This is a genomic window from Micrococcus sp. M4NT, assembly GCF_033790745.1.
Lineage (GTDB): Bacteria > Actinomycetota > Actinomycetes > Actinomycetales > Micrococcaceae > Micrococcus.
On record NZ_JAMYEH010000002.1, the window covers coordinates 121,340 to 139,568 of the forward strand.

Annotated in this window: 17 protein-coding genes; 5 read left to right on the forward strand and 12 right to left on the reverse strand. The window is 74.9% G+C overall.

The window, feature by feature from the left end:
• Positions 1 to 59 precede the first annotated feature (59 nt).
• Positions 60 to 2,189, reverse strand: a complete 2,130-nt coding sequence (locus tag NJC10_RS02035; RefSeq protein ID WP_319074279.1) for an NADPH-dependent 2,4-dienoyl-CoA reductase — start codon at positions 2,187 to 2,189, stop codon at positions 60 to 62.
• 204 nt (positions 2,190 to 2,393) lie between these two features.
• Between NJC10_RS02035 and NJC10_RS02040 the strand changes: the two genes are divergently transcribed.
• The 3 genes from NJC10_RS02040 to NJC10_RS02050 all read left to right on the forward strand — a co-directional run bounded on the left by NJC10_RS02040 (position 2,394) and on the right by NJC10_RS02050 (position 4,619).
• Positions 2,394 to 2,870 carry an NfeD family protein gene (locus tag NJC10_RS02040; RefSeq protein ID WP_248115550.1) on the forward strand — a complete coding sequence of 159 codons (477 nt, stop codon included), beginning with the start codon at positions 2,394 to 2,396 and terminating at the stop codon, positions 2,868 to 2,870.
• Between the two features lie 67 nt (positions 2,871 to 2,937).
• Positions 2,938 to 4,116: an SPFH domain-containing protein gene (locus NJC10_RS02045; RefSeq protein ID WP_319074280.1), complete on the forward strand. Its 1,179-nt coding sequence runs from the start codon at positions 2,938 to 2,940 to the stop codon at positions 4,114 to 4,116.
• Between the two features lie 155 nt (positions 4,117 to 4,271).
• Positions 4,272 to 4,619 (forward strand): RNA polymerase-binding protein RbpA, encoded by a 348-nt coding sequence (locus NJC10_RS02050; protein WP_248115548.1) that lies wholly within the window; start codon positions 4,272 to 4,274, stop codon positions 4,617 to 4,619.
• A 71-nt stretch (positions 4,620 to 4,690) separates the two neighbouring features.
• On the opposite strand, the gene NJC10_RS02055 is transcribed toward NJC10_RS02050, so the two are convergent.
• The 10 genes from NJC10_RS02055 to NJC10_RS02100 all read right to left on the reverse strand — a co-directional run bounded on the left by NJC10_RS02055 (position 4,691) and on the right by NJC10_RS02100 (position 16,237).
• Positions 4,691 to 5,422, reverse strand: a complete 732-nt coding sequence (locus NJC10_RS02055) for a polyprenol monophosphomannose synthase (protein ID WP_248115547.1) — start codon at positions 5,420 to 5,422, stop codon at positions 4,691 to 4,693.
• 123 nt (positions 5,423 to 5,545) lie between these two features.
• Complete coding sequence (locus NJC10_RS02060) at positions 5,546 to 6,646, reverse strand: hypothetical protein (RefSeq protein WP_319074282.1); 1,101 nt, start codon at positions 6,644 to 6,646, stop codon at positions 5,546 to 5,548.
• 5 nt (positions 6,647 to 6,651) lie between these two features.
• Positions 6,652 to 9,660, reverse strand: a complete 3,009-nt coding sequence (locus tag NJC10_RS02065; RefSeq protein WP_319074284.1) for a DEAD/DEAH box helicase — start codon at positions 9,658 to 9,660, stop codon at positions 6,652 to 6,654.
• Between the two features lie 99 nt (positions 9,661 to 9,759).
• Positions 9,760 to 10,623 carry a twin-arginine translocase subunit TatC gene (gene tatC, locus NJC10_RS02070; protein WP_319074286.1) on the reverse strand — a complete coding sequence of 288 codons (864 nt, stop codon included), beginning with the start codon at positions 10,621 to 10,623 and terminating at the stop codon, positions 9,760 to 9,762.
• Positions 10,624 to 10,644: 21 nt separating this feature from the next.
• On the reverse strand, positions 10,645 to 10,896 hold the full coding sequence (locus NJC10_RS02075; RefSeq protein ID WP_319074288.1) for a twin-arginine translocase TatA/TatE family subunit: 252 nt from the start codon (positions 10,894 to 10,896) through the stop codon (positions 10,645 to 10,647).
• Between the two features lie 31 nt (positions 10,897 to 10,927).
• Complete coding sequence (locus tag NJC10_RS02080; RefSeq protein WP_319074289.1) at positions 10,928 to 13,036, reverse strand: helix-turn-helix transcriptional regulator; 2,109 nt, start codon at positions 13,034 to 13,036, stop codon at positions 10,928 to 10,930.
• Positions 13,037 to 13,051: 15 nt separating this feature from the next.
• On the reverse strand, positions 13,052 to 13,447 hold the full coding sequence (locus NJC10_RS02085) for an FKBP-type peptidyl-prolyl cis-trans isomerase (protein WP_319074290.1): 396 nt from the start codon (positions 13,445 to 13,447) through the stop codon (positions 13,052 to 13,054).
• 31 nt (positions 13,448 to 13,478) lie between these two features.
• Entirely contained in the window at positions 13,479 to 14,585 is a 1,107-nt protein-coding gene (locus NJC10_RS02090) for an FKBP-type peptidyl-prolyl cis-trans isomerase (RefSeq protein ID WP_319074291.1), read from the reverse strand.
• 36 nt (positions 14,586 to 14,621) lie between these two features.
• The gene (pafA, locus tag NJC10_RS02095) at positions 14,622 to 16,037 is read right to left on the reverse strand and encodes a Pup--protein ligase (RefSeq protein WP_319074363.1); all 1,416 of its coding nucleotides are present in this window, start codon (positions 16,035 to 16,037) and stop codon (positions 14,622 to 14,624) included.
• Positions 16,037 to 16,237: a ubiquitin-like protein Pup gene (locus tag NJC10_RS02100; protein ID WP_319074292.1), complete on the reverse strand. Its 201-nt coding sequence runs from the start codon at positions 16,235 to 16,237 to the stop codon at positions 16,037 to 16,039. Before NJC10_RS02100 ends, pafA begins: the two co-directional genes overlap by 1 nt.
• A gap of 76 nt (positions 16,238 to 16,313) precedes the next feature.
• On the opposite strand from NJC10_RS02100, the gene NJC10_RS02105 reads away from it, so the two are divergent.
• Positions 16,314 to 16,754 (forward strand): pyrimidine dimer DNA glycosylase/endonuclease V, encoded by a 441-nt coding sequence (locus tag NJC10_RS02105; protein ID WP_319074294.1) that lies wholly within the window; start codon positions 16,314 to 16,316, stop codon positions 16,752 to 16,754.
• Positions 16,755 to 16,781: 27 nt separating this feature from the next.
• Positions 16,782 to 17,375 carry a cyclodeaminase/cyclohydrolase family protein gene (locus NJC10_RS02110; protein ID WP_319074295.1) on the forward strand — a complete coding sequence of 198 codons (594 nt, stop codon included), beginning with the start codon at positions 16,782 to 16,784 and terminating at the stop codon, positions 17,373 to 17,375.
• A 12-nt stretch (positions 17,376 to 17,387) separates the two neighbouring features.
• On the opposite strand, the gene NJC10_RS02115 is transcribed toward NJC10_RS02110, so the two are convergent.
• Entirely contained in the window at positions 17,388 to 18,131 is a 744-nt protein-coding gene (locus tag NJC10_RS02115) for an MBL fold metallo-hydrolase (protein ID WP_248115536.1), read from the reverse strand.
• Positions 18,132 to 18,229 lie beyond the last annotated feature (98 nt).

An 18,229-nucleotide genomic window follows, 5' to 3' on the forward strand; every position in this document is an offset into this window, starting at 1 on the left:
TCACCTCAGTGCCGCGCGGCAGGCCAGGCCGGAGGGTCGAGGCGCGGGAGGCGCCGGCATCAGCCCTGCACGGCGCGCGTGGCGTGGTCCATCGCGCGGTAGGCGTCGATCTCCCGCGCGTCGTGGGCGCCGCCCACCACGCGCACCGCGGCCTCCGGGTAGCCGGCGGCGACGAGCTCGGCGGCCAGCTCGGCCACGGGCTCCTGCCCCGCGCACACCACGACGTCGGTCACGTCCAGGACGCGGGCCACGCGTCCCCCGACGCCCTCGGCCCCCGGGCCCGGCTCGGACGCCGGCAGCGTGACGTGCAGCCCCTCCGCGTCCACACGCTCGTAGGTCGCCCCGCTGACCGCCTCGACGCCGAGGCGGCGCAGCTCCGCGCGATGCACCCAGCCGGTGGTCGGCCGCAGCCGTGCACCCACGGGACCGGGGCTGCGCTGGAGCAGCACGACCTCCCGGGCGGGCGCCTCCGGCCGCGGGCGCACCAGCCCTCCGCGGACTCCCGGCGCGTCGGCCACGCCCCAGCGCGCGCGCCAGTGGTCCACGGACTCGGGCTCGCCGTCGGCCCGTTCTCCCCCGGCGGCGAGGAACTCGGCCACGTCCACGCCGACACCTCCCGCGCCGATCACCGCGACGCGCGGCCCGCAGACCACGCGCCCCGCGATGACCTCCTCGTAGCGGTGGACGAACGGGGCACCGGGCTGCCCCGCTCCCGGGAGACCGATCTCCCGGGGCCGCACGCCGGTGGTCACGAGGACCTCGTCGAAGGCCGGCGCCCCCTCCGGTGTCAGGAGCGTTGTCCCACTCACCCGTGTGCCGAGACGCATCTCGACTCCCGCCTGCTGCGCCCGTGCCGCGAGGTGCTCGAGCGCCGGGGCGAACTCCTCCTTGCCGGGGATCCGCCGCGCCAGGCGGAACTGGCCGCCCACGCCGTCATGGGCGTCGTAGAGGACGACCTCATGGCCGAACTGCGCCGCGCGGTGCGCGGCCGTCAGCCCCGCCGGCCCCGCGCCGACCACGGCGACGCGGCGGCGCCGCCCGATCTCCACCGGCACCGGCACGGCGTAGCGCGGGTCGGTCTCCCTGCCGGCCCGGGGGTTCATGAGGCAGCTGACGGGCTCCCCCGTGAACACGTGGTCCAGGCACGCCTGGTTGCACGCGATGCAGGGGGTGAGGTCGGCGGGGTCGTCCGAGCCGATGCTCCTCACCCATGCCGGGTCGGCCAGCAGCGGGCGGGCGAGGGCGACGAGGTCTGCGGCGCCGGAGGCGAGGATCTGCTCGGCATCGGCCGGCGTCGTGATCCGGTTCGCCGCGATCACCGGGATGGAGACGGCGTCCCTGACGGCCGCCGTCGTCGGGACGAACGCGGCGCGCGGCACGGAGGTGACGATCGTGGGCACGCGCGACTCGTGCCAGCCGATGCCCGTCATGAGCAGGTCCGCCCCGGCCGCCTCGAATGCGCGAGCGGTGTCCCGGACCTCCTCGAGGTCCTGGCCCTGTGCCACGAGGTCGATGAGCGAGGTCCGCACGGACAGCAGCCCGCGCTCCCCCAGACCGGCCCGCACCGCGGCGACGACCGCGGCCGGGAAGCGGCGCCGGTTGAGGGCGGATCCCCCGTACTCGTCCTCGCGCCGGTTCGTGGCGGGGGCGAGGAACTGGTTGAGGAGGTAGCCCTCGGAGGCCATGACCTCCACGCCGTCGTAGCCGGCCTCCAGCGCCAGGCGGGCGGAGCGCTCGAACGCGGCGACCGTCTCCGCGATGTCCTCCGCGGTCATCTCCCGCGCGGTCAGCCGGGAGATCGGGGCGCGCGTGGCGGAGGCCGAGACGAGCTCCGGGGTCGGGGCGTAGCGGCCCGCGTGCAGGAGCTGGACGAGGATCCGCCCGCCCGCGGCGTGCACGGCGTCCGTGACGACGCGGTGGGCGGCCGCGTCCGCGTCGGAGGCGAGGGCCCCGCCTCCGGACGTGACGGCGCCCTCCGGCACCGGCGCCACTCCTCCGGTGACGATGAGCCCGACGCCGCCGCGTGCCCGCTCCGCGTAGAACGCCGCGAGCCGCGGCAGGTCCTCGTGGCGGTCCTCGAGTCCCAGGTGCATCGAGCCCATCACCACGCGGTTCGGCAGCGCCGTTCCGCGGACCGTGAGCGGCTCGAGCAGGAGGGAGGGAGGGGGCGCGGGGGCGGCGACTGTCATGCGGGTCACAGTACCGGCCGGTCGGCCCGGGCTCCTCTCCCGCGCCCGGCCGTGCGACTCTCCCCCGGCCTCCGGCGGCGTCGGTGGGAATTCGGACCTCCATCGGGCAGGATGGAGCGCAGGGGACGCTGTGGCGCAGGCCACGCGCGACGGAGAGCGTCGGGCCGGCACGGCCCGATCACCCCCAGAGCACGGAGGTGTCGGATGGAGTGGATCGAGGCCAACGCCGGATGGCTGTGGCTCGTGCTCGCCCTCGTCCTGGCGGGCGTCGAGGTGCTCACCCTGGACCTGCTGTTCCTCATGCTGGCCGCCGGCGCCGCCGCGGGGGGCGTGGCCGCCCTCGCCGGCGCCGATCTCTGGGTCCAGATCGTGCTGTTCGCCGTCGTCTCCCTCCTGATGCTGACCGCCGTCCGCCCCGCGGCGCTGCGCCGCCTGCACGGCGACGACGCCGCCTCCGCCTCCTACCTCGACACGCTCCCCGGCCGGCGCCTCACCGCTGACGCCGCCATCACGCGCGAGTCCGGGCTGATCGGCGTGGACGGCGACACCTGGTCCGCGCGCGTGGACGCCGGCGCCCCGGACGCCGAGCCCGGCACGGACGTGCGGATCCTCCGCGTGGACGGAGCGACGCTCATCGTCGCCCCCGTCCCGCGCATCGACTGGGACGCCGCCCGAGACTGACCGCCACGGCTCCGCCCGGCCGGCCCTCCCGAACCACCCCCGACCACCCACCGCAGAGGAAGACCCCATGGAACTCCTGATCGTCCTGGTCGTGCTCGCGGCCGTCGTGGTGGTGATCCTGGCCAGCTCGGTCAAGATCATCCCCCAGGCCCGCACGGCCAACATCGAGCGGCTCGGCAAGTACCAACGCACCGCAGGCGCCGGGCTGACGCTCATCATCCCGTTCATCGACCGCATGCTCCCCCAGGTGGACATGCGCGAGCAGGTGGTCTCCTTCCCGCCGCAGCCCGTGATCACCGAGGACAACCTCGTGGTCTCGATCGACACGGTGGTCTACTTCCAGGTCACCGACGCGAAGGCCGCCACCTACGAGATCGCCAACTACATCCAGGCCGTCGAGCAGCTGACCACCACGACGCTGCGCAACGTGGTGGGCGGCATGAACCTCGAGGAGGCGCTCACCTCGCGCGACTCGATCAACTCGCAGCTGCGCCTCGTCCTCGACGACGCCACGACCCGCTGGGGCCTGCGTGTCTCCCGCGTGGAGCTCAAGGCGATCGATCCGCCCCTGTCCATCCAGGACTCCATGGAGAAGCAGATGCGCGCCGAACGGGATCGCCGCGCGGCCATCCTCACGGCCGAGGGCACCAAGCAGGCCCAGATCCTCACGGCCGAGGGCGAGCGCCAGGCGCAGATCCTCGCCGCCGAGGGCGACGCCCAGGCCCGCGTGCTCCGGGCCAACGCGGAGGCCGAGGCCATCGAGGTGGTCTTCGACGCCATCCACGGCGGTCAGGCGGACTCGGAGGTGCTCGCCTACCAGTACCTCCAGCAGCTGCCGAAGATCGCCGAGGGCCAGTCCAACACCATGTTCGTCGTCCCCGCCGAGCTGACCCGCGCCCTCGAGGGCCTCGGGGAGGCGTTCGGCCCCGGCGCGCGGCGCTCCGGCGGGCAGGACGGGGCCGGTGCAGACGAGGGCGGCTCTCCCGCGTCGGACTCCGCGGCGGGGCGCGACGACGCGGCGCCCGGCACCCGCCGCGCCCTGCGCGGCTCCCGCCCCACCACGGTGGAGGCACTGCGCTCGAGCGGCGTGCTCGAGGCCATGACCGGCGGCGCGGTCACGGCCGACGACATGCCCCAGACCTCCCTCGACGAGGCGCTGGCGACGCCGCAGGGACTCGACGAGCCGACCGAGCCCGGCCCCGTGCCCGGCACCGCCCCCGCCGGGACGACCCAGCCGCCGCGCTGAGCACCCACGGCATTCCCGGGCGGGCGGACCCCGTCCGCCCGCCCGGGAATGCCGTGGGAGACTGGGTGGTTGCACCATCGGAGAGACGACCGCCGCGCGCAGCCGCCTCCGCCCGCGAGACGGGCGGAGTCCGCGCGGCCTGACGAGGAGGAAACGTGAGCGATCGCAGCCTGCGCGGCATGCGCCTGGGGGCCCAGTCCCTGGAGTCGGAGGCCGGCGTCGAGCCCGCCGCCCGCCAGCGTGTGGAGTACCGCACCGAGGACGGCGAGCAGGTGTTCGTCACCTTCGCGGTGGAGGCCGACGTGCCTGCCACCTGGACGTCCAAGACGGGCAAGGAGGCCTTCCTGGTCAGCGGCGAGAAGCCGACGGAGCCCGAGGGCAAGCCGGTCCGCAGCCACTGGGACATGCTGCTCGAGCGCCGCTCCATCCCTGAGCTCGAGGAGACCCTCGAGATCCAGCTGAAGAAGCTGCGCGCCAGCCGCGGCGAGGCCGTCGACGCCTGAGCCGCTCCCCCGCACGCCATGAGGGCCCGACCACGTGGTCGGGCCCTCGTCGTCTGCGGGCGGTGCGCCGGTCAGCGGCCGAACAGCTTGCCCAGCTGCTCGGCGCGGGCGGCCAGGCCCCAGCGGGTCACGTTGACCACGGCCTCGCCGATGATGCCGCCGCTCATCTTGGACTCGCCGAGCTCGCGCTCGACGAAGGTGATGGGGACCTCCACGATCCGCTTGCCCAGGCGGGCGGTGCGGAACGTCATGTCCACCTGGAAGCCGTAGCCCTTGGACTGCACGTCGTCGAGGTCGATCTCGCGCAGCACGTCCGCGCGGTAGGCGCGGTAGCCGGCGGTGATGTCCGTGAGGTTGAGGCCGAGCATGATGCGGGGGTAGAGCGAGCCGCCGAAGGAGATGAGCTTGCGGGACATCGGCCAGTTGACCATCTTGCCGCCGGGCACGCGGCGGGAGCCGATCACGAGGTCCGCGGTGCGGACGGCCTCCAGGAGTCGGGGCAGCTGCTCTGGCTGGTGCGAGCCGTCGGCGTCCATCTCCACGAGCACGTCGTAGCCGCGCTCGAGCCCCCAGCGGAAGCCCGCGATGTACGCCCCGCCCAGGCCGTTCTTCTCGGCGCGGTGCAGCACGTGGACGCCCGCGTCCTCGGCGGCGCGGCGGTCGGCCCACTCGCCGGTGCCGTCCGGGGAGGAGTCGTCCACCACGAGCACGTCCACCTCGGGGACGGCCTCGCGGAGTCGACCGAGGGTCAGCGGCAGCGACTCGATCTCGTTGTAGGTGGGGATGATGGTCAGCACGCGCATGCGTCTCTCACGCCTTCCTCGGGCCGTTCGGTTCGGCCGTGCGCCGGTCGGCGGGCCGTGGTCATCCGTTCGAGTATAGGAACCGCTCGGGCGCGCGCCGTCCAGCGGCGCGCGCGGCGGGTCTCACGCCTGGGCGACCACCGCGCCGTCCAGCCACGTGGCGCGCCAGCGCGGCAGCGCGGTCTCGGCGTCCAGGGCGGGCAGCAGGGGCGTGCCGGCGCGGGTGTCGGTGCTCCACGCGGCCACGCGGCCGTCCGGGGACTGCACCGTCACGGCGTCGGCGTCCCACACGGCGAAGGTGGCCGCGGCGGAGACCACGAGGCGCGGGGTGGCCTCCACACGGGCGGCCGGCACGTCCGGCAGGACGCGCAGGCCGGTGCGGGTGGCGGCGGTGAACGCGGAGCGTGCGGAGATCCGCTCGTCCTCCTCCGGGTGCGTCAGCGCGGCGCGGACGGCCGCCCACGGGTCGCCGTCGGGGCCCGCCGCGAGGGCGAGCGGCACGGCGTCCGCCAGGAGGGAGGCCACGGGGGCGCGCAGGACGCCCTCGGCGTCCGGGGCGACCGTCACGGACACGCCGATTCCGGCCAGGAAACCGCGGTCCGCGGCGTCCAGGGGCCCGGTCACCGCCAGCCGGTGGCGGACGCGCCCCAGCGCCGGGGCGCCGAGCTCCCCCGCGACGGAGCGCAGGGCGGCGACGGCGGCGGACTGGGCGCGGGCGGCGGCGTCGGGATCCCCGGTGTGGTCCCGGTGGGCCGGCACGAGGTAGGCCTGCTCCCCCGCCTGCGTCGACGCGGCCACCAGCCCCGCGAGGGAGGACGCGTCGAGCCCGTCGTCCGTGGGCAGCCACACGCCCGCGGCCGCGGCGTCCACGGTCTCGGGGGCCCGGTAGACCACGGTCCGGGCGGCCGGTCGGGAGGACGGCGCGGGCGGAGCGGCGTCGGCCTGGCCCTGCGACCGCGCGTCCCAGCCCTCGAGCACGGTGACCACGGCGGTGCCGCGGCGCAGGGCGTCCCGCGCGTCGGCGGCCGTGCCCCACGGGGCCACGAAGGCGGGGGCCACGACCGCCCCGTCCAGGTCCTGGCGCGGCACCTCCGGGCCGGCCACGAGCGCGGCGGAGTCGTCGGACCCCAGCCACGCCACCACGCCGTCGGCCACGAGGGCCGCGGTGGCGTAGGGATCCGAGGCGGAGTGGATGATGCCGTTCGTCAACAGGTGCGCTCTCACGCGGCTCACCCTAGCGCCCCGGGCTGGGCGGCGCCGGGAAGGGAGGTGGCCACCACTCCGCGGGCCACCAGGCCCGCCGCGCGTCGGCACGCCCGGGAGCGGTGCGCGTCGCCGGGCACCTGGGCCAGCTGGTCGAGCACGTCGATCACCTGGCGGGCCCAGCGCACGAAGTCGCCCGCCGCGAGGTCCGCGCCCTGCAGGGTGTCCCGCAGGGACTTGCCGCGCACCCAGCGGTGCACCGGCCCCACGAGCCCGGGATCGGTGGGCGGGGTCGGGTCCAGGCGGGCGGCCTGTTCGGCGGCGGCGAGGTCCGCCTCGATCGCCTCCGCGGCCTCCGCCACGCGGGCCAGCCGCGCCGTGGGCATCGGCACCACGCCGCGGGTCTCGCCCTTGCCCTGGTACACGAGCAGCGCCGCCACGCATGCCCACTCCTCGGGCGTCAGCGAGGCCGTCGCCGGGTCGTGCAGCACGAGCGAGGCGAAGAGGTCGCGCTCGCCGTAGATGCGCCGCAGGGTCTGGCCCTTGTCCGTGAGGGCGTCGGCCGGGTCGGCGACGTCGTCGCGGACGTAGCCGTAGGAGTTCAGCAGGCCCACCACGCGATCGAACGTGCGGGCGATCGTGTTGGTGCGACCCGCGATCCGCTCGCGCAGCACCGAGAGCTCACGCTTCATCCCCCACCAGCGCTCGCCCCAGCGCAGGTGCTCCTCCCGGTCCTGGCACCCGTGGCACGGGTGGCGCTCGAGGGCGCGGCGCAGCTCCTCGGCGCGGGGGGACACGGTGTCCTCCTGCAGGCGGAAGCCCGTGGAGCGGCGTCGTCCCCCCGTGGGCGGGCGGTGGGTCCGCACGGCCTCCCGCATCGCGGCCGCGATGTCCTTGCGCTGCGCGGGGGTCTTCACCTGCAGCAGCTGCGGCAGGACGGCTCCCGCGATCGGGTCCACGGGGCCCGTGACGTCGTCGACCGTGATGCGGCGCAGCTGCGCCTTGTCCGTCACGACGCCCACGCGCGGGTTCTGCGGGTTGCCCGCGGGGAGGACCACGACGGCGCGGCCGAGCTGGCGCCCGTCGTCGAGCTGGATGACGTCGCCCGGCGCGAGGTCCGACAGCGACTCCTTCACGGCCGCGATCTGGGCGCGCCGGCGCCCCTGCGAGCCGGACTTCTGCACGGAGGCGAGCTCCTTGCGCAGCCCGAGGTACTCGCCGACGTCCCCCAGGTGGCACTCCATGGCCGCGGCGTACTTCTCGAGGCTGCTCTCCTTGGACCGGACCTCGCGCGCGAGGCCCACCACGGAGCGGTCCGCCTGGAACTGTGCGAACGAGGACTCGAGGATGCCGCGGGCACGGTCCGCGCCCACCTGGGACAGCAGGTTCACCGACATGTTGTAGGTGGGGCGGAACGAGGAGCGCAGCGGATAGGTGCGGCGCGAGGCCAGGCCGGCGACGGCGGCCGGGTCCAGGCCGGGACGCCACATCACCACGGCGTGGCCCTCCACGTCGATCCCGCGGCGGCCGGCGCGGCCCGTGAGCTGGGTATACTCCCCCGCCGTGATGTCCACGTGGGACTCGCCGTTGAACTTCACGAGCTTCTCGATGACCACGGAACGGGCGGGCATGTTGATGCCGAGTGCCAGGGTCTCCGTGGCGAAGACGGCCTTCAGGGCGCCGCCGGCGAACAGGTCCTCCACGGCCTCCTTGAACGGGGGCAGCATGCCGGCGTGGTGGGCGGCGAAGCCCCGGGAGAGGCTGTCGCGCCACGCCCAGAAGCCGAGCACCTCGAGGTCCTCGGGCGGCAGGAGGCGCGCGACCTCCTCGACGCGCTCGGCGACGAGGGCCTTCTCGCGCGGCGTGGTGAGGTCCAGCCCTGCGCGCAGGCACTGCTCCACGGCGCCGTCGCACCCGGCTCGCGAGAAGATGAAGGTGATGCAGGGCAGCAGGCCCTCGCGGTCCAGCACGCGGATCATCTCCGGGCGGGAGGTAGTCATGCTGCGGCGGCGCGGGCCGTCCTCGCCGTGGTCGGTGCGCGCGGTGGCGCCCCGGTCCCGGTCCCAGCCCGACGCCGCCGGACGGCCGGAACGGTCAGGACGATCGTCCCGCCCGCCGCGGCCGCCCCTGGTGCGGCCCTTGGGCCCGCCGCCGCGGCCGCCCTTGTCCTGGCGGCGGCCGGGCCGGCCCCAGTCGGGGCGCTGCGTTCCGCGCTCGGCCTCGACGGCCAGGCGCTTGAGCTCGGGGTTGAGCAGGGCGGCGCCGTCCCGGTCCGCGGTGTCCTCGAACGCGACGTCCTCCGCGAAGAGGTCGTAGAGGTGGCTGCCCGCCATGACGTACTGCCACAGGGGCACGGGGCGGTGCTCGGAGACGACGACGGTGGTGGCGCCGCGCACGGTGTCCAGCCACGCGCCGAACTCCTCCGCGTTGGACACGGTGGCGGAGAGGGAGATCAGCTGCACGTGCTCGGGCAGGTGGATGATCACCTCCTCCCACACGGGGCCGCGGAAGCGGTCCGCGAGGTAGTGCACCTCGTCCATCACCACGAACCCGAGGTCGGTGAGGGCGTCGGAGTCCGCGTAGAGCATGTTGCGCAGCACCTCCGTGGTCATCACCACGACCTGCGCGTCCGGGTTGATGGAGGTGTCACCGGTGAGCAGGCCCACTCGCTCGGCGCCGTGGGCGCGCACCAGGTCCGTGTACTTCTGGTTGCTCAGCGCCTTGATGGGCGTGGTGTAGAACGCCTTGGTCCCCCGGGCCAGGGCGAGGTGGACGGCGAACTCCCCGACCACCGTCTTGCCCGCTCCGGTGGGCGCCGCCACGAGCACGCCGTGGCCGTCCTCCACCTCGCCGCACGCACGCACCTGGAAGTCGTCCAGGGGGAAGCCCAGGCCCGCGGCGAACAGGCCGAGCTGGGATCCGGCGTGGGTGCGGGACGCCCGGGCGCGGGCGTAGCGCTCGGCCGGGCTGAGCTGCGGCTCGTCGTGGGGCAGGGCGTCATCGCCCCTCGGCTCGTTCGGGATGACGGGGACCATGACCGCCACCCTAGCGGCCGGTTCTGGCGGCAGAGGAAGTGCGGCGCCCGTCTCCGCCGTGGGCGGAGACGGGCGCCGGTCGACCCTGCGGGGCCGGGGTCAGATCTCGTCGAGCGGGCGGGGGCCGGCGGCGATCTCCGCCTCGACGTCCTGCTCGCGGTGGCCGGCGCGACGCGCGCGACGCCGGTCGTTCAGAAGGCAGAGCACGATGGAGGCGCCGAAGAGCAGCACCAGCGGGACCGCGAGGTAGAACATCGAGACGGCGTCGCTGCCGGGGGCGGCCAGCGCGGCGATCAGGGCCACGCCGAACACGGTGATGCGCCAGTGCTGGACGATGGTGCGCCCGGGGAGCACGCCGATCATGTTCAGCCCGACCAGGAACACCGGCAGCACCAGGGAGGCCCCGAAGGCCAGGAACAGGCGCAGCACGAACGGGATGTACGACTGGGCGGGGATCAGGTTGGGCATGTTGGCCGGCGAGAACTGGATGAAGAACTGCACGGCCTGGGGCATCACGAGCCAGCCCAGGCCGACGCCGGCGAGGAACAGCGGGATGGCGACGCCGAGGAACCCGAGCGCGTAGCGCTTCTCGTTCTTCTTCAGGCCCGGCATCACGAACGCCCAGATCTGGTAGAGCCACACCGGGCTCGAGACGAGCAGCCCGATGAACATCGACACCTGGAGCATGATGTCGAACGGCGCACCCACGGAGTCGAAGGTCACGGCGGAGAGCCGGCCCTTGCCGGCCTCGACCACGGGGGCCACCAGCGCGGTGAAGATCGGCTCGTAGAGGAGGAATCCCACGATGGAGCCGAGCGCGATGGCCACGGCCGAGATCAGGATGCGGTTGCGCAGCTCCGTGAGGTGCTCGCGCAGGGGCATCTCCCCGTGGGGGTTCTTCTGCTTCCGGGCCTTCGTGCGGCGCCGCCCGGCGGCGCGCTCCTCACCCTCGACGGAGGTCATGGATGCGGTGCCTCTCGCGGATCAGCGGTCGTCGCGCGGGCGGGGGTCCGGGTCCACGACGCGGCCCTCGACCGGCTCCGTGGCGTCCGCGGCGGTGGAGCCGTTGCTCGGCTTCTCCTCCTTGCCCTCGGTGCGCATCTGCTTCACCTCGGAGGAGAAGATGCGCATGGACTGGCCCAGGTTGCGGGCCATCGTGGGGAGCTTGGGCGCGGCGAACAGCAGCAGCGCGATCAGGATGATGATGACGAGCTGCCATCCCTGGAGTCCGGCCATGGTGGAGGGTCCTTTCGATCGGTTCCTGCGCCTAGGCTACCCCGGTGCGGGCCCGTCGAGCGGCCCTCCCGGCCCGCTCCGCGACCTCAGCGCGCAGCGCCGCCGGGGCGAGCACCTCGACGTCGCCGGCGTGCCGGGCCACGAGCGCCGCGGCGACGTCCGCGCCGGTCAGCGCGAGCCGGGTGACACGGTCCCCTCCGGGCAGGTGGGCCTGCGCGAGGGGGTGGTAGCCGTCCGCGGCGTCGCGCACGCGGTGGGACCACCGCACCACCGCGACGAGCCCCTCGTCGCCGGCGTCGGAGGGAGCGTGGGAGGCAGCGGGGCGCGGGCGGGGCCGGAACCTCTCGCCGGTCTCCCGGATCTCGCTCACGCGGTCCACGCGGAAGACCCGGTGGTCGCCGGCCTCGCGGCACCACGCGTGCAGGTAGAGCCGGGTGCGGTCCTGGACCACGGCGAGCGGCTCCACGTCCCGCTCGGACTGGGTGTCCGAGCGCACCGCGTGGTAGCGCAGCCGCAGCACGCGGTGCTCCGCGATCGCGTCCAGGAGCGTGCGCACCGTCTCCGGGTCCACCGCCACGTCCCAGTGCGCGACGACGGCGGCCGGGCCCGCCGCGCCCGGCGCGGGGGCGTCGAGGAGGGCGGCGCTCTCCGAGTCCTCGGCCAGCGGCTCCCCCGCGGCGATCAGCCGCTCGCGGATCCGGCGCTGCGCCGAGCGGGCGGCCTCCCGGTCCGCGGCGGGCAGCACGGTCATGTCCGCCACGGTCTGGAGGGTGGCCACGAGGGTGTGCGCCTCCGGCAGGGTGAGCCGCACCGGGGCGGCGAGCTCGGCCGCCTGGTGGACGCGGATCCGGCCGCCCTCCTCCTCCACGTCGAACTGGAAGCCGGGGAACTCGCGCTCGGGCATGCCGCAGTACGCGAGGAGCTCGAGGTCGCGGTCCAGCTCCCGGGACGTGACGCCGAGGCGGTCCAGCAGCTCGGCACGCTCCACGCCTCCGGCGCGGTTGGCCAGCCCCACGATGTCCAGGAGCCGGCCCACGAGGTCCTCGCTCGAGTGTCGGGCGCGGCGGCGCACGGGCGGGGCCAGCGACAGGGACTCCCACGCGGGATCCGGCTCTGGGGCGTGCACGGCGGCGGCGGCCTCGAGGCCCTCGGCGAGACGGTGGACGAGGCCCGCATGGGCCGGGGAGAAGAGGGCCTCCCCCAGGAGGGCGGCCACCTCGGCGCCGAGCCCGTCCTCACGAGCTCCGCCGGCGGCCTCCCACAGCTCCCACCCCTCCGCCGGCGGGGGGCCGTCGTCCGCCCGCGGGTCCACGGCGCGCCCGGCCACCCGCACCGCCTGGCCGCGTCCCGGCGCGAGCCACACCCGCACGCGCTCGGCGTCGGCCTGCCCGGCCAGGCGCACGCGCAGGCCGGCGGCGTCATAGCCCTCGGGACGCGCGGGGGCCTCGGGGGCGTGCTCGGCGAGCACCGGATCGGTCTCCATGCGGGTGAGGCGGAAGCTGCGCTCGGCGCCGCGGTCCAGGTCCCATCCGGTGGCGTACCAGCGCCCCCGCACGAGGGTGAGGAACCAGACGCGCACGGTCCGCTCGCGCAGCGCCCCCGCGGCGTCGCGGTACGCGAAGCGCACCGTGCTCTGCTCGGCCGCGGCCTCGGTGAGCACCTCGAGCCGCGGATCCGACCGCGGCATCACGGTGTGGTAGCCGGCGAGGGCGTCGTCGTCGGCCAGGTCGGCCGGATGGAAGAGCAGCCCGACGGCGCGCACCACGTCCGCGCGCAGCGGGGAGTCCGCCCACAGCCGGCGGGCCCGCACGAGCGCCCGGCGCTCGTCCACCGTCAGGTCGAGGTCGCGCAGCAGGAGCGCCTCGCGGTCCACGCGGTACCGCGATCCCTCCTCCGCGTCCTCGCCGCCGTCGTCGGTCCGGGCCGCACGCAGCAGGGGGACCCCCACGGCGCGCAGCACGCGGCGGTCCCGCTGGAACAGCTTGGCGAACGCCCCCTCGCCCAGGTCCTCGTAGCCGACCACGAGGCGACGGATCTGCTCCCGCGTGTAGCCGCGGGGCTCGTGGAGGAGCAGCCACAGCAGGGAGATGATCCGCTCGGCGGGCTCGGCGGTGGAGCGGCGGGCGAGGGAGGCGGCCACGGCGTCAGGGTCGGGTCAGTCGATCGAGACCAGGTCGCACACGAAGATGAGGGTCTCGTCCGGGCCGATGGCGCCCCCGGCCCCCTGGGACCCGTAGGCCAGGTGCGGCGGGATCTCGAGGCGACGGCGACCGCCCACCTGCATGCCCAGCAGGCCCTGGTCCCACCCGGCGATGACCTGGCCGACGCCCACGGTCAGCGGCAGCGGAGTGCCGCGGTTCCATGAGGCGTCGAACTCCTCGCCCGTGGACCACGAGACGCCCACGTAGTGCACCTGGGCGCGGGATCCGCGCTCCACCGCGGGGCCGGAGCCGGGGATGAGGTCCTCCACCACGAGCTCGGTGGGCGGGGTGTCGCCGGGGAACTCGATCTCGGGGCGGTCGCGGTCGTAGTCACGCTGGCCGAAGGACACGGCGTTCTCCTTGGGGTCGGGGATGGGGGGGTCAGTTCTGCGGGGCGGCCGGAGCCTGGGCGTCGAGGATGTCCACCACGAAGAGCAGCGGCTCGTTCGGACCGATCTTCGGCGGGCTGCCCTGCTCACCGTAGGCCTTGTCCGCAGGGATGGACAGCAGGACGCGCGAGCCGACCTTCTGCCCGGCCAGGCCCTCCTTCCAGCCCGGGATCACGCCGTTGAGGCTGAACGTGGCCGACGCGCCCCTCTCCCACGAGGAGTCGAAGGTCTCCCCGTCGGACCACGTCACGCCGCTGTACTGCACGGTGACCGTGTCGTCCTCCCCGACCTCGGCGCCCTCGCCCTGGATGAGGGGCTGGACCACCATCTCCGCCGGAGGGCTGCCCTCGGGCTTGGCGATCGTGGGCGTGCCGTCCTCGCCCACGCTGACCTCGGGCAGGCGATCGTCGCGCTCCGTGACCTCGGCCCCCTGGGCCGTGCGCGGCACGATCGCGTCGATGCGGTAGACGAACAGCTGCGCCGGCACCGTGGTCGTGGAGGGCGAGGCGGACGGGGAGGAGGACGCGGACGGGGCCGGGCCGGTGGGCTCCTGACGCTCGGGCGAGTAGGCCGCGACGACGCTGCCCACGCCGTTGGTGGCGAACAGCTCGAACATCTCGGGGAACATCTGCTGGACCCGGTCGTCCAGCGGCGTGGTCTGTGGCTCCGAGGAGAAGTTCTCGGCCTTCACCTCGCCCGTGTCCGGGTCCACGATCACCGTGGAGAACTTCACGACGTCGCCCGACCGGGCCATCTCGCCCTCGCCGGCCGTGAGGACCCGCGTGCTCGGCTGGTCGGTCTCGATCGGCGTCTCGACCCTCACCTCGGGCTCGCCGTTCTCCGCCTCGGTGACGTGCACGCCCTCGAGCGCGCCGGGCTCGCCCTGGCCCTCGCCGACGGCCTTGCGCGGCGCCTCGGACTCGCCTGCCTGCTGCGTGGTGCTCTGCGAGGACTGCGCCGAGGGCTCGGGCTCCTCGCCGGCGTCCTGCCCGCCGGCACACCCTGTGGCGAGCAGGAGGGAGGCGAGGCCGAGGGACAGCAGGGTCAGCGGACGCCGACGACGGGACGCGCCCGGGATGGGGTTCTCGTGGGTGGTCATGCGGGCCACCCTAGCGGCGGTGGCTGGGGAATCCGGTCAGCCCGCCGCCCCCACCCGCTCGAAGAGCCGGTCGACCGCGGCCGAGGAGGTCTCGAACGGGTCCTTCGCCGAGATGGCGTGCAGCGGGTGGTCGGTGAGCTTCAGCGTGGTCCAGTCCACGGCGTAGTCCATGCCGCGCTCGCGGGCACGGGCGATGAAGTCCGCGCGCACGCGGGCACGCGTGGTCGGCGGGGCGGCGCCGACGGCGTCGCGCGCGGCGTCCTCGGGCAGCAGGCGACGCACCGTGCCGCGCTCGCGCAGGATGCGGAACAGGCCGCGGCCCTCCGTGATGTCATGGAAGGCCAGGTCCAGCTGGGCCACGCGCGGGGAGTCCCACGCGAGGTCGTGCCGGGCGCGGTAGTCCTCGAGCACGCGCCGCTTGATCGCCCAGTCGATGCGGTCCTCGATGGGGGTGAAGTCCTGGCTGCGCACGGCCTCGAGCACCGCGCCCCACAGCTCGAGGATCTCCTCCACCCGCTCGTGGTGGGCGCCCTCGCGGTCCACGAACGCACGGGCGCGCCCGAGGTAGTGCTCCTGCAGCTCGAGGGCCGAGGCGTCGCCCTCGCGCAGAGCGATGCGCGCGGTGCCCGTGAGGTCGTGTGAGATCTGGCGGACCGCCCTCGTGGGCTGGGCCACCACCCTGTCCCCCAGCGGGAAGCCGGCCTCGATCATCCGCAGCAGGAGGTCCGTGGCGCCGAAGCGCAGCAGGTGGGTGTGCTCGGAGAGGCTGGTGTCCCCCACGATCACGTGGAGGCGGCGGTACTCGGAGGCGTCGGCGTGCGGCTCGTCCCGGGTGTTGATGATGGGACGGGAGCGGGTGGTGGAGGAGGAGACCCCGTCCTGCACGAAGTCGGCGCGCTGGGAGAAGGCGAAGTGCGCCGTGCCCGAGCCATCCGGCCACGTGCCGGCGGGGACCACACGGCCGGCGCCCACCAGGATCTGGCGGGAGACGAGGAAGGGCACCAGCGCCTCGGTGAGGCGGCGGTACTCGGTGCGCCGTCGGAGCAGGTAGTTCTCGTGGCTGCCGTAGGAGCTGCCCGAGGAGTCGGCGTTGTTGCGGTACAGGTAGATGCGCCCGCCGATGCCGTCCGCGGCCATGTGGTCTTCAGCCTTGGCGATGAGGTCCTGGAGGATCAGGTCGCCCGCGGCGTCGGAGGCGATCAGCTCCTCGAGCGTGGAGCACTCCGCGGTGGCGTACTCGGGGTGCGAGCCGACGTCGAGGTAGAGGCGGGAGCCGTTGCGGACGAAGACGTTCGAGGACCGGCCCCACTCCACCACGGGGCGGAAGAGGTAGCGGACCACCTCCTCCGCGCTCAGGGGCCGGGCGCCGGGGTTCCAGTGCTGCACGCCGTACTCGGTCTCGAGGCCGAAGATGCGGCGGGAGCGCTCCGCGTCCACGGGAGCGACGCCGATCACTGGCCGCCCTTCTGGACGAAGCCCTTGACGAACTCCTCGGCGTTGGACTCGAGGACGGCGTCGATCTCGTCGAGGAGGCTGTCCAGGCCGGCGTCCTGGGACGCGGGGCGGGCCTGCGCCTGGCCGGCCGCGGCCGCGTCGTCGCCCCCGCCGGCGGGGCGGGGGCGGATCTGGTGCTGGGCCTTGTCCTGGGCCATGGGGTGCTCCTCGATGCGGGGACGGGATTCGCCCTCGACCCTACGCCGGACGGCGCGGGGTGTCAGGATGGTCGCCATGCGCCTCTGGACCCTGCACCCCCGCTACCTCGACCGTCAGGGCCTGACCGGCGGGTGGCGCGAGGCGCTGCTCGCCCAGGCCGTGATGGCCGGGCGGACGAGGGGGTACCAGCACCATCCCCAGCTCGAGCGGTTCCGCGCGCATCCCGACCCGCACCGCGCCGTCGGGGCGTATCTCACCGGCCTCGCGGACGAGGCCACCGCGCGCGGCTACCGCTTCGACCGCTCCCGGATCGACCATCCGGGGACGGACGCCGTGGAGCCCGTCCCCGTCACCGCCGGCCAGCGGGACTACGAGTGGGAGCACCTGCGGGCCAAGCTCGCCGCCCGCAGCCCCGAGTGGCTCGCCCGCTGGGAGGACGTGGCGGTCCCCGACGTCCACCCGCTCTTCACGGTCCGCCCGGGCCCCCTCGAGGGGTGGGAGCGACCCCTGGGCTGAACGCCCTCGGGCTGGGAGGATGTCCGCATGATCCGCCACGAGAGCATCGAGGACTACCTGACCCGCCTGGCCTCCGGGGAGCCAACCCCCGGCGGCGGCGCCACCGGGGCGCTCGCCGTCGCCGAGGGCGTCGGACTGATCTGCATGGCCGCCCGCTTCTCCGAGCGGGAGGATCTCGTGGCGGAGGGCGAGAAGGTCATCGGCGCCTGCCTGCGCCTCTCGGACGCGGACGAGCGCGGCTTCGCGGCCGTCGCCGACGCCTACGGGCTCCCCCAGGACACGCCCGAGCAGAAGGAGCACCGCTCGGCCGCCGTCCAGGACGCGCTCGCCGAGGCCGTCCGTCCCCCGCGGGACATCGTCGACGCCGTCGCGGCCGCGCTCGACCTCGCCGAGCGCGTCCTCGCGGACGCGAACCCCCACGTCCTCTCCGACGTCGGCACCGCGCTGGGGTGCGCCCGCGCCGGGCTCACCGCCGCGGTGGTCACCCTGCTGACGGACCTGTCCCCGTTGAAGGACGAGACGCTCGCGGACGAGCTGCGCGCCGAGATCGACCGGGCGGACCGGCTCACCGAGCGCGCCGACGCGATGCTGGCGCGGGTCCGGGAGTCGATCGCGGGCTGAGCCGGGTGCGGCTCAGTGCTCGCCGACCCGGCGGGCGTGGGCGACGGCCGCCTCCGCCCCGCCCTGCCACGGGCCGCCGTGGCCGGGCAGTACCGTGCGCGCCCCCGTGGAGGCGATCGCGTCGAGGGAGGCCATCGCCTGGGCGGTGTCCTTCGTGGCCGCCGAGGCGACGATCTGCGGTCCGGTGCGCCCGGTGTACGGGTCCAGTGTCACGAGGGCGTCGGCACTGATGACGGCGTCCCGGTCGGGCAGGTGCAGGATCACGTGGCCGTCCGTGTGGCCGGGGGTGTGGATCACGTGCGGCCGCCCGGGCACGGGGGCCGGGGCGCCGGCCGCGAGGGTCCGGGTCTCCTTCACCCCCCGGACCTGGAGGGCCCCGGCCAGCGCCATGCCGCCGATCAGCGGCAGGGACCGGGGATGCAGGAGCGGGTAGAGGACGCGGCTGCTCTGGGGCTTGTAGCGGTACGGGTGGGCGGCCAGGCGCCGGTCCCCCTCGTGCACCAGCACGGGCAGCCCCCAGGCGCGCTGCGCGCGGCGGGCGAAGCCGACGTGGTCGAAGTGCCCGTGGGTGAGCACGAGCGCCCGGACCTCGTCCGGTCGGCGCCCGAGCTGTTCGAGCGCGTCCTGGAGCATGGGCCACATGCTGGGCAGCCCGGCGTCGACCACGGTGACCCCGTCCTCGTCCTCGAGGAGGTAGAGGTTGACGTTCGCGTGGGTGAGCAGGTGCACGCCGTCGGCGACGCGGGGGATGAACATGGGGGCCTCCTGAGGCGCGGGTGGTCCGGGGCGGTGCGGCGGCGGGCGGCGAACCTCCGTCGCCCGTCCGCCCGGGACGGGACGGGACGCACTCCAGC

Excerpts from the sequence above, each read along its gene's own strand:
- NJC10_RS02035 (WP_319074279.1), bottom strand. The coding sequence starts at position 2,189 with ATGACAGTCGCCGCCCCCGCGCCCCCTCCCTCCCTCCTGCTCGAGCCG.
- NJC10_RS02040 (WP_248115550.1), top strand. The coding sequence starts at position 2,394 with ATGGAGTGGATCGAGGCCAACGCCGGATGGCTGTGGCTCGTGCTCGCC.
- NJC10_RS02045 (WP_319074280.1), top strand. The coding sequence starts at position 2,938 with ATGGAACTCCTGATCGTCCTGGTCGTGCTCGCGGCCGTCGTGGTGGTG.
- NJC10_RS02055 (WP_248115547.1), bottom strand. The coding sequence starts at position 5,422 with ATGCGCGTGCTGACCATCATCCCCACCTACAACGAGATCGAGTCGCTG.
- NJC10_RS02065 (WP_319074284.1), bottom strand. The coding sequence starts at position 9,660 with ATGGTCCCCGTCATCCCGAACGAGCCGAGGGGCGATGACGCCCTGCCC.
- tatC (WP_319074286.1), bottom strand. The coding sequence starts at position 10,623 with ATGACCTCCGTCGAGGGTGAGGAGCGCGCCGCCGGGCGGCGCCGCACG.
- NJC10_RS02075 (WP_319074288.1), bottom strand. The coding sequence starts at position 10,896 with ATGGCCGGACTCCAGGGATGGCAGCTCGTCATCATCATCCTGATCGCG.
- NJC10_RS02090 (WP_319074291.1), bottom strand. The coding sequence starts at position 14,585 with ATGACCACCCACGAGAACCCCATCCCGGGCGCGTCCCGTCGTCGGCGT.
- NJC10_RS02100 (WP_319074292.1), bottom strand. The coding sequence starts at position 16,237 with ATGGCCCAGGACAAGGCCCAGCACCAGATCCGCCCCCGCCCCGCCGGC.
- NJC10_RS02105 (WP_319074294.1), top strand. The coding sequence starts at position 16,314 with ATGCGCCTCTGGACCCTGCACCCCCGCTACCTCGACCGTCAGGGCCTG.
- NJC10_RS02110 (WP_319074295.1), top strand. The coding sequence starts at position 16,782 with ATGATCCGCCACGAGAGCATCGAGGACTACCTGACCCGCCTGGCCTCC.
- NJC10_RS02115 (WP_248115536.1), bottom strand. The coding sequence starts at position 18,131 with ATGTTCATCCCCCGCGTCGCCGACGGCGTGCACCTGCTCACCCACGCG.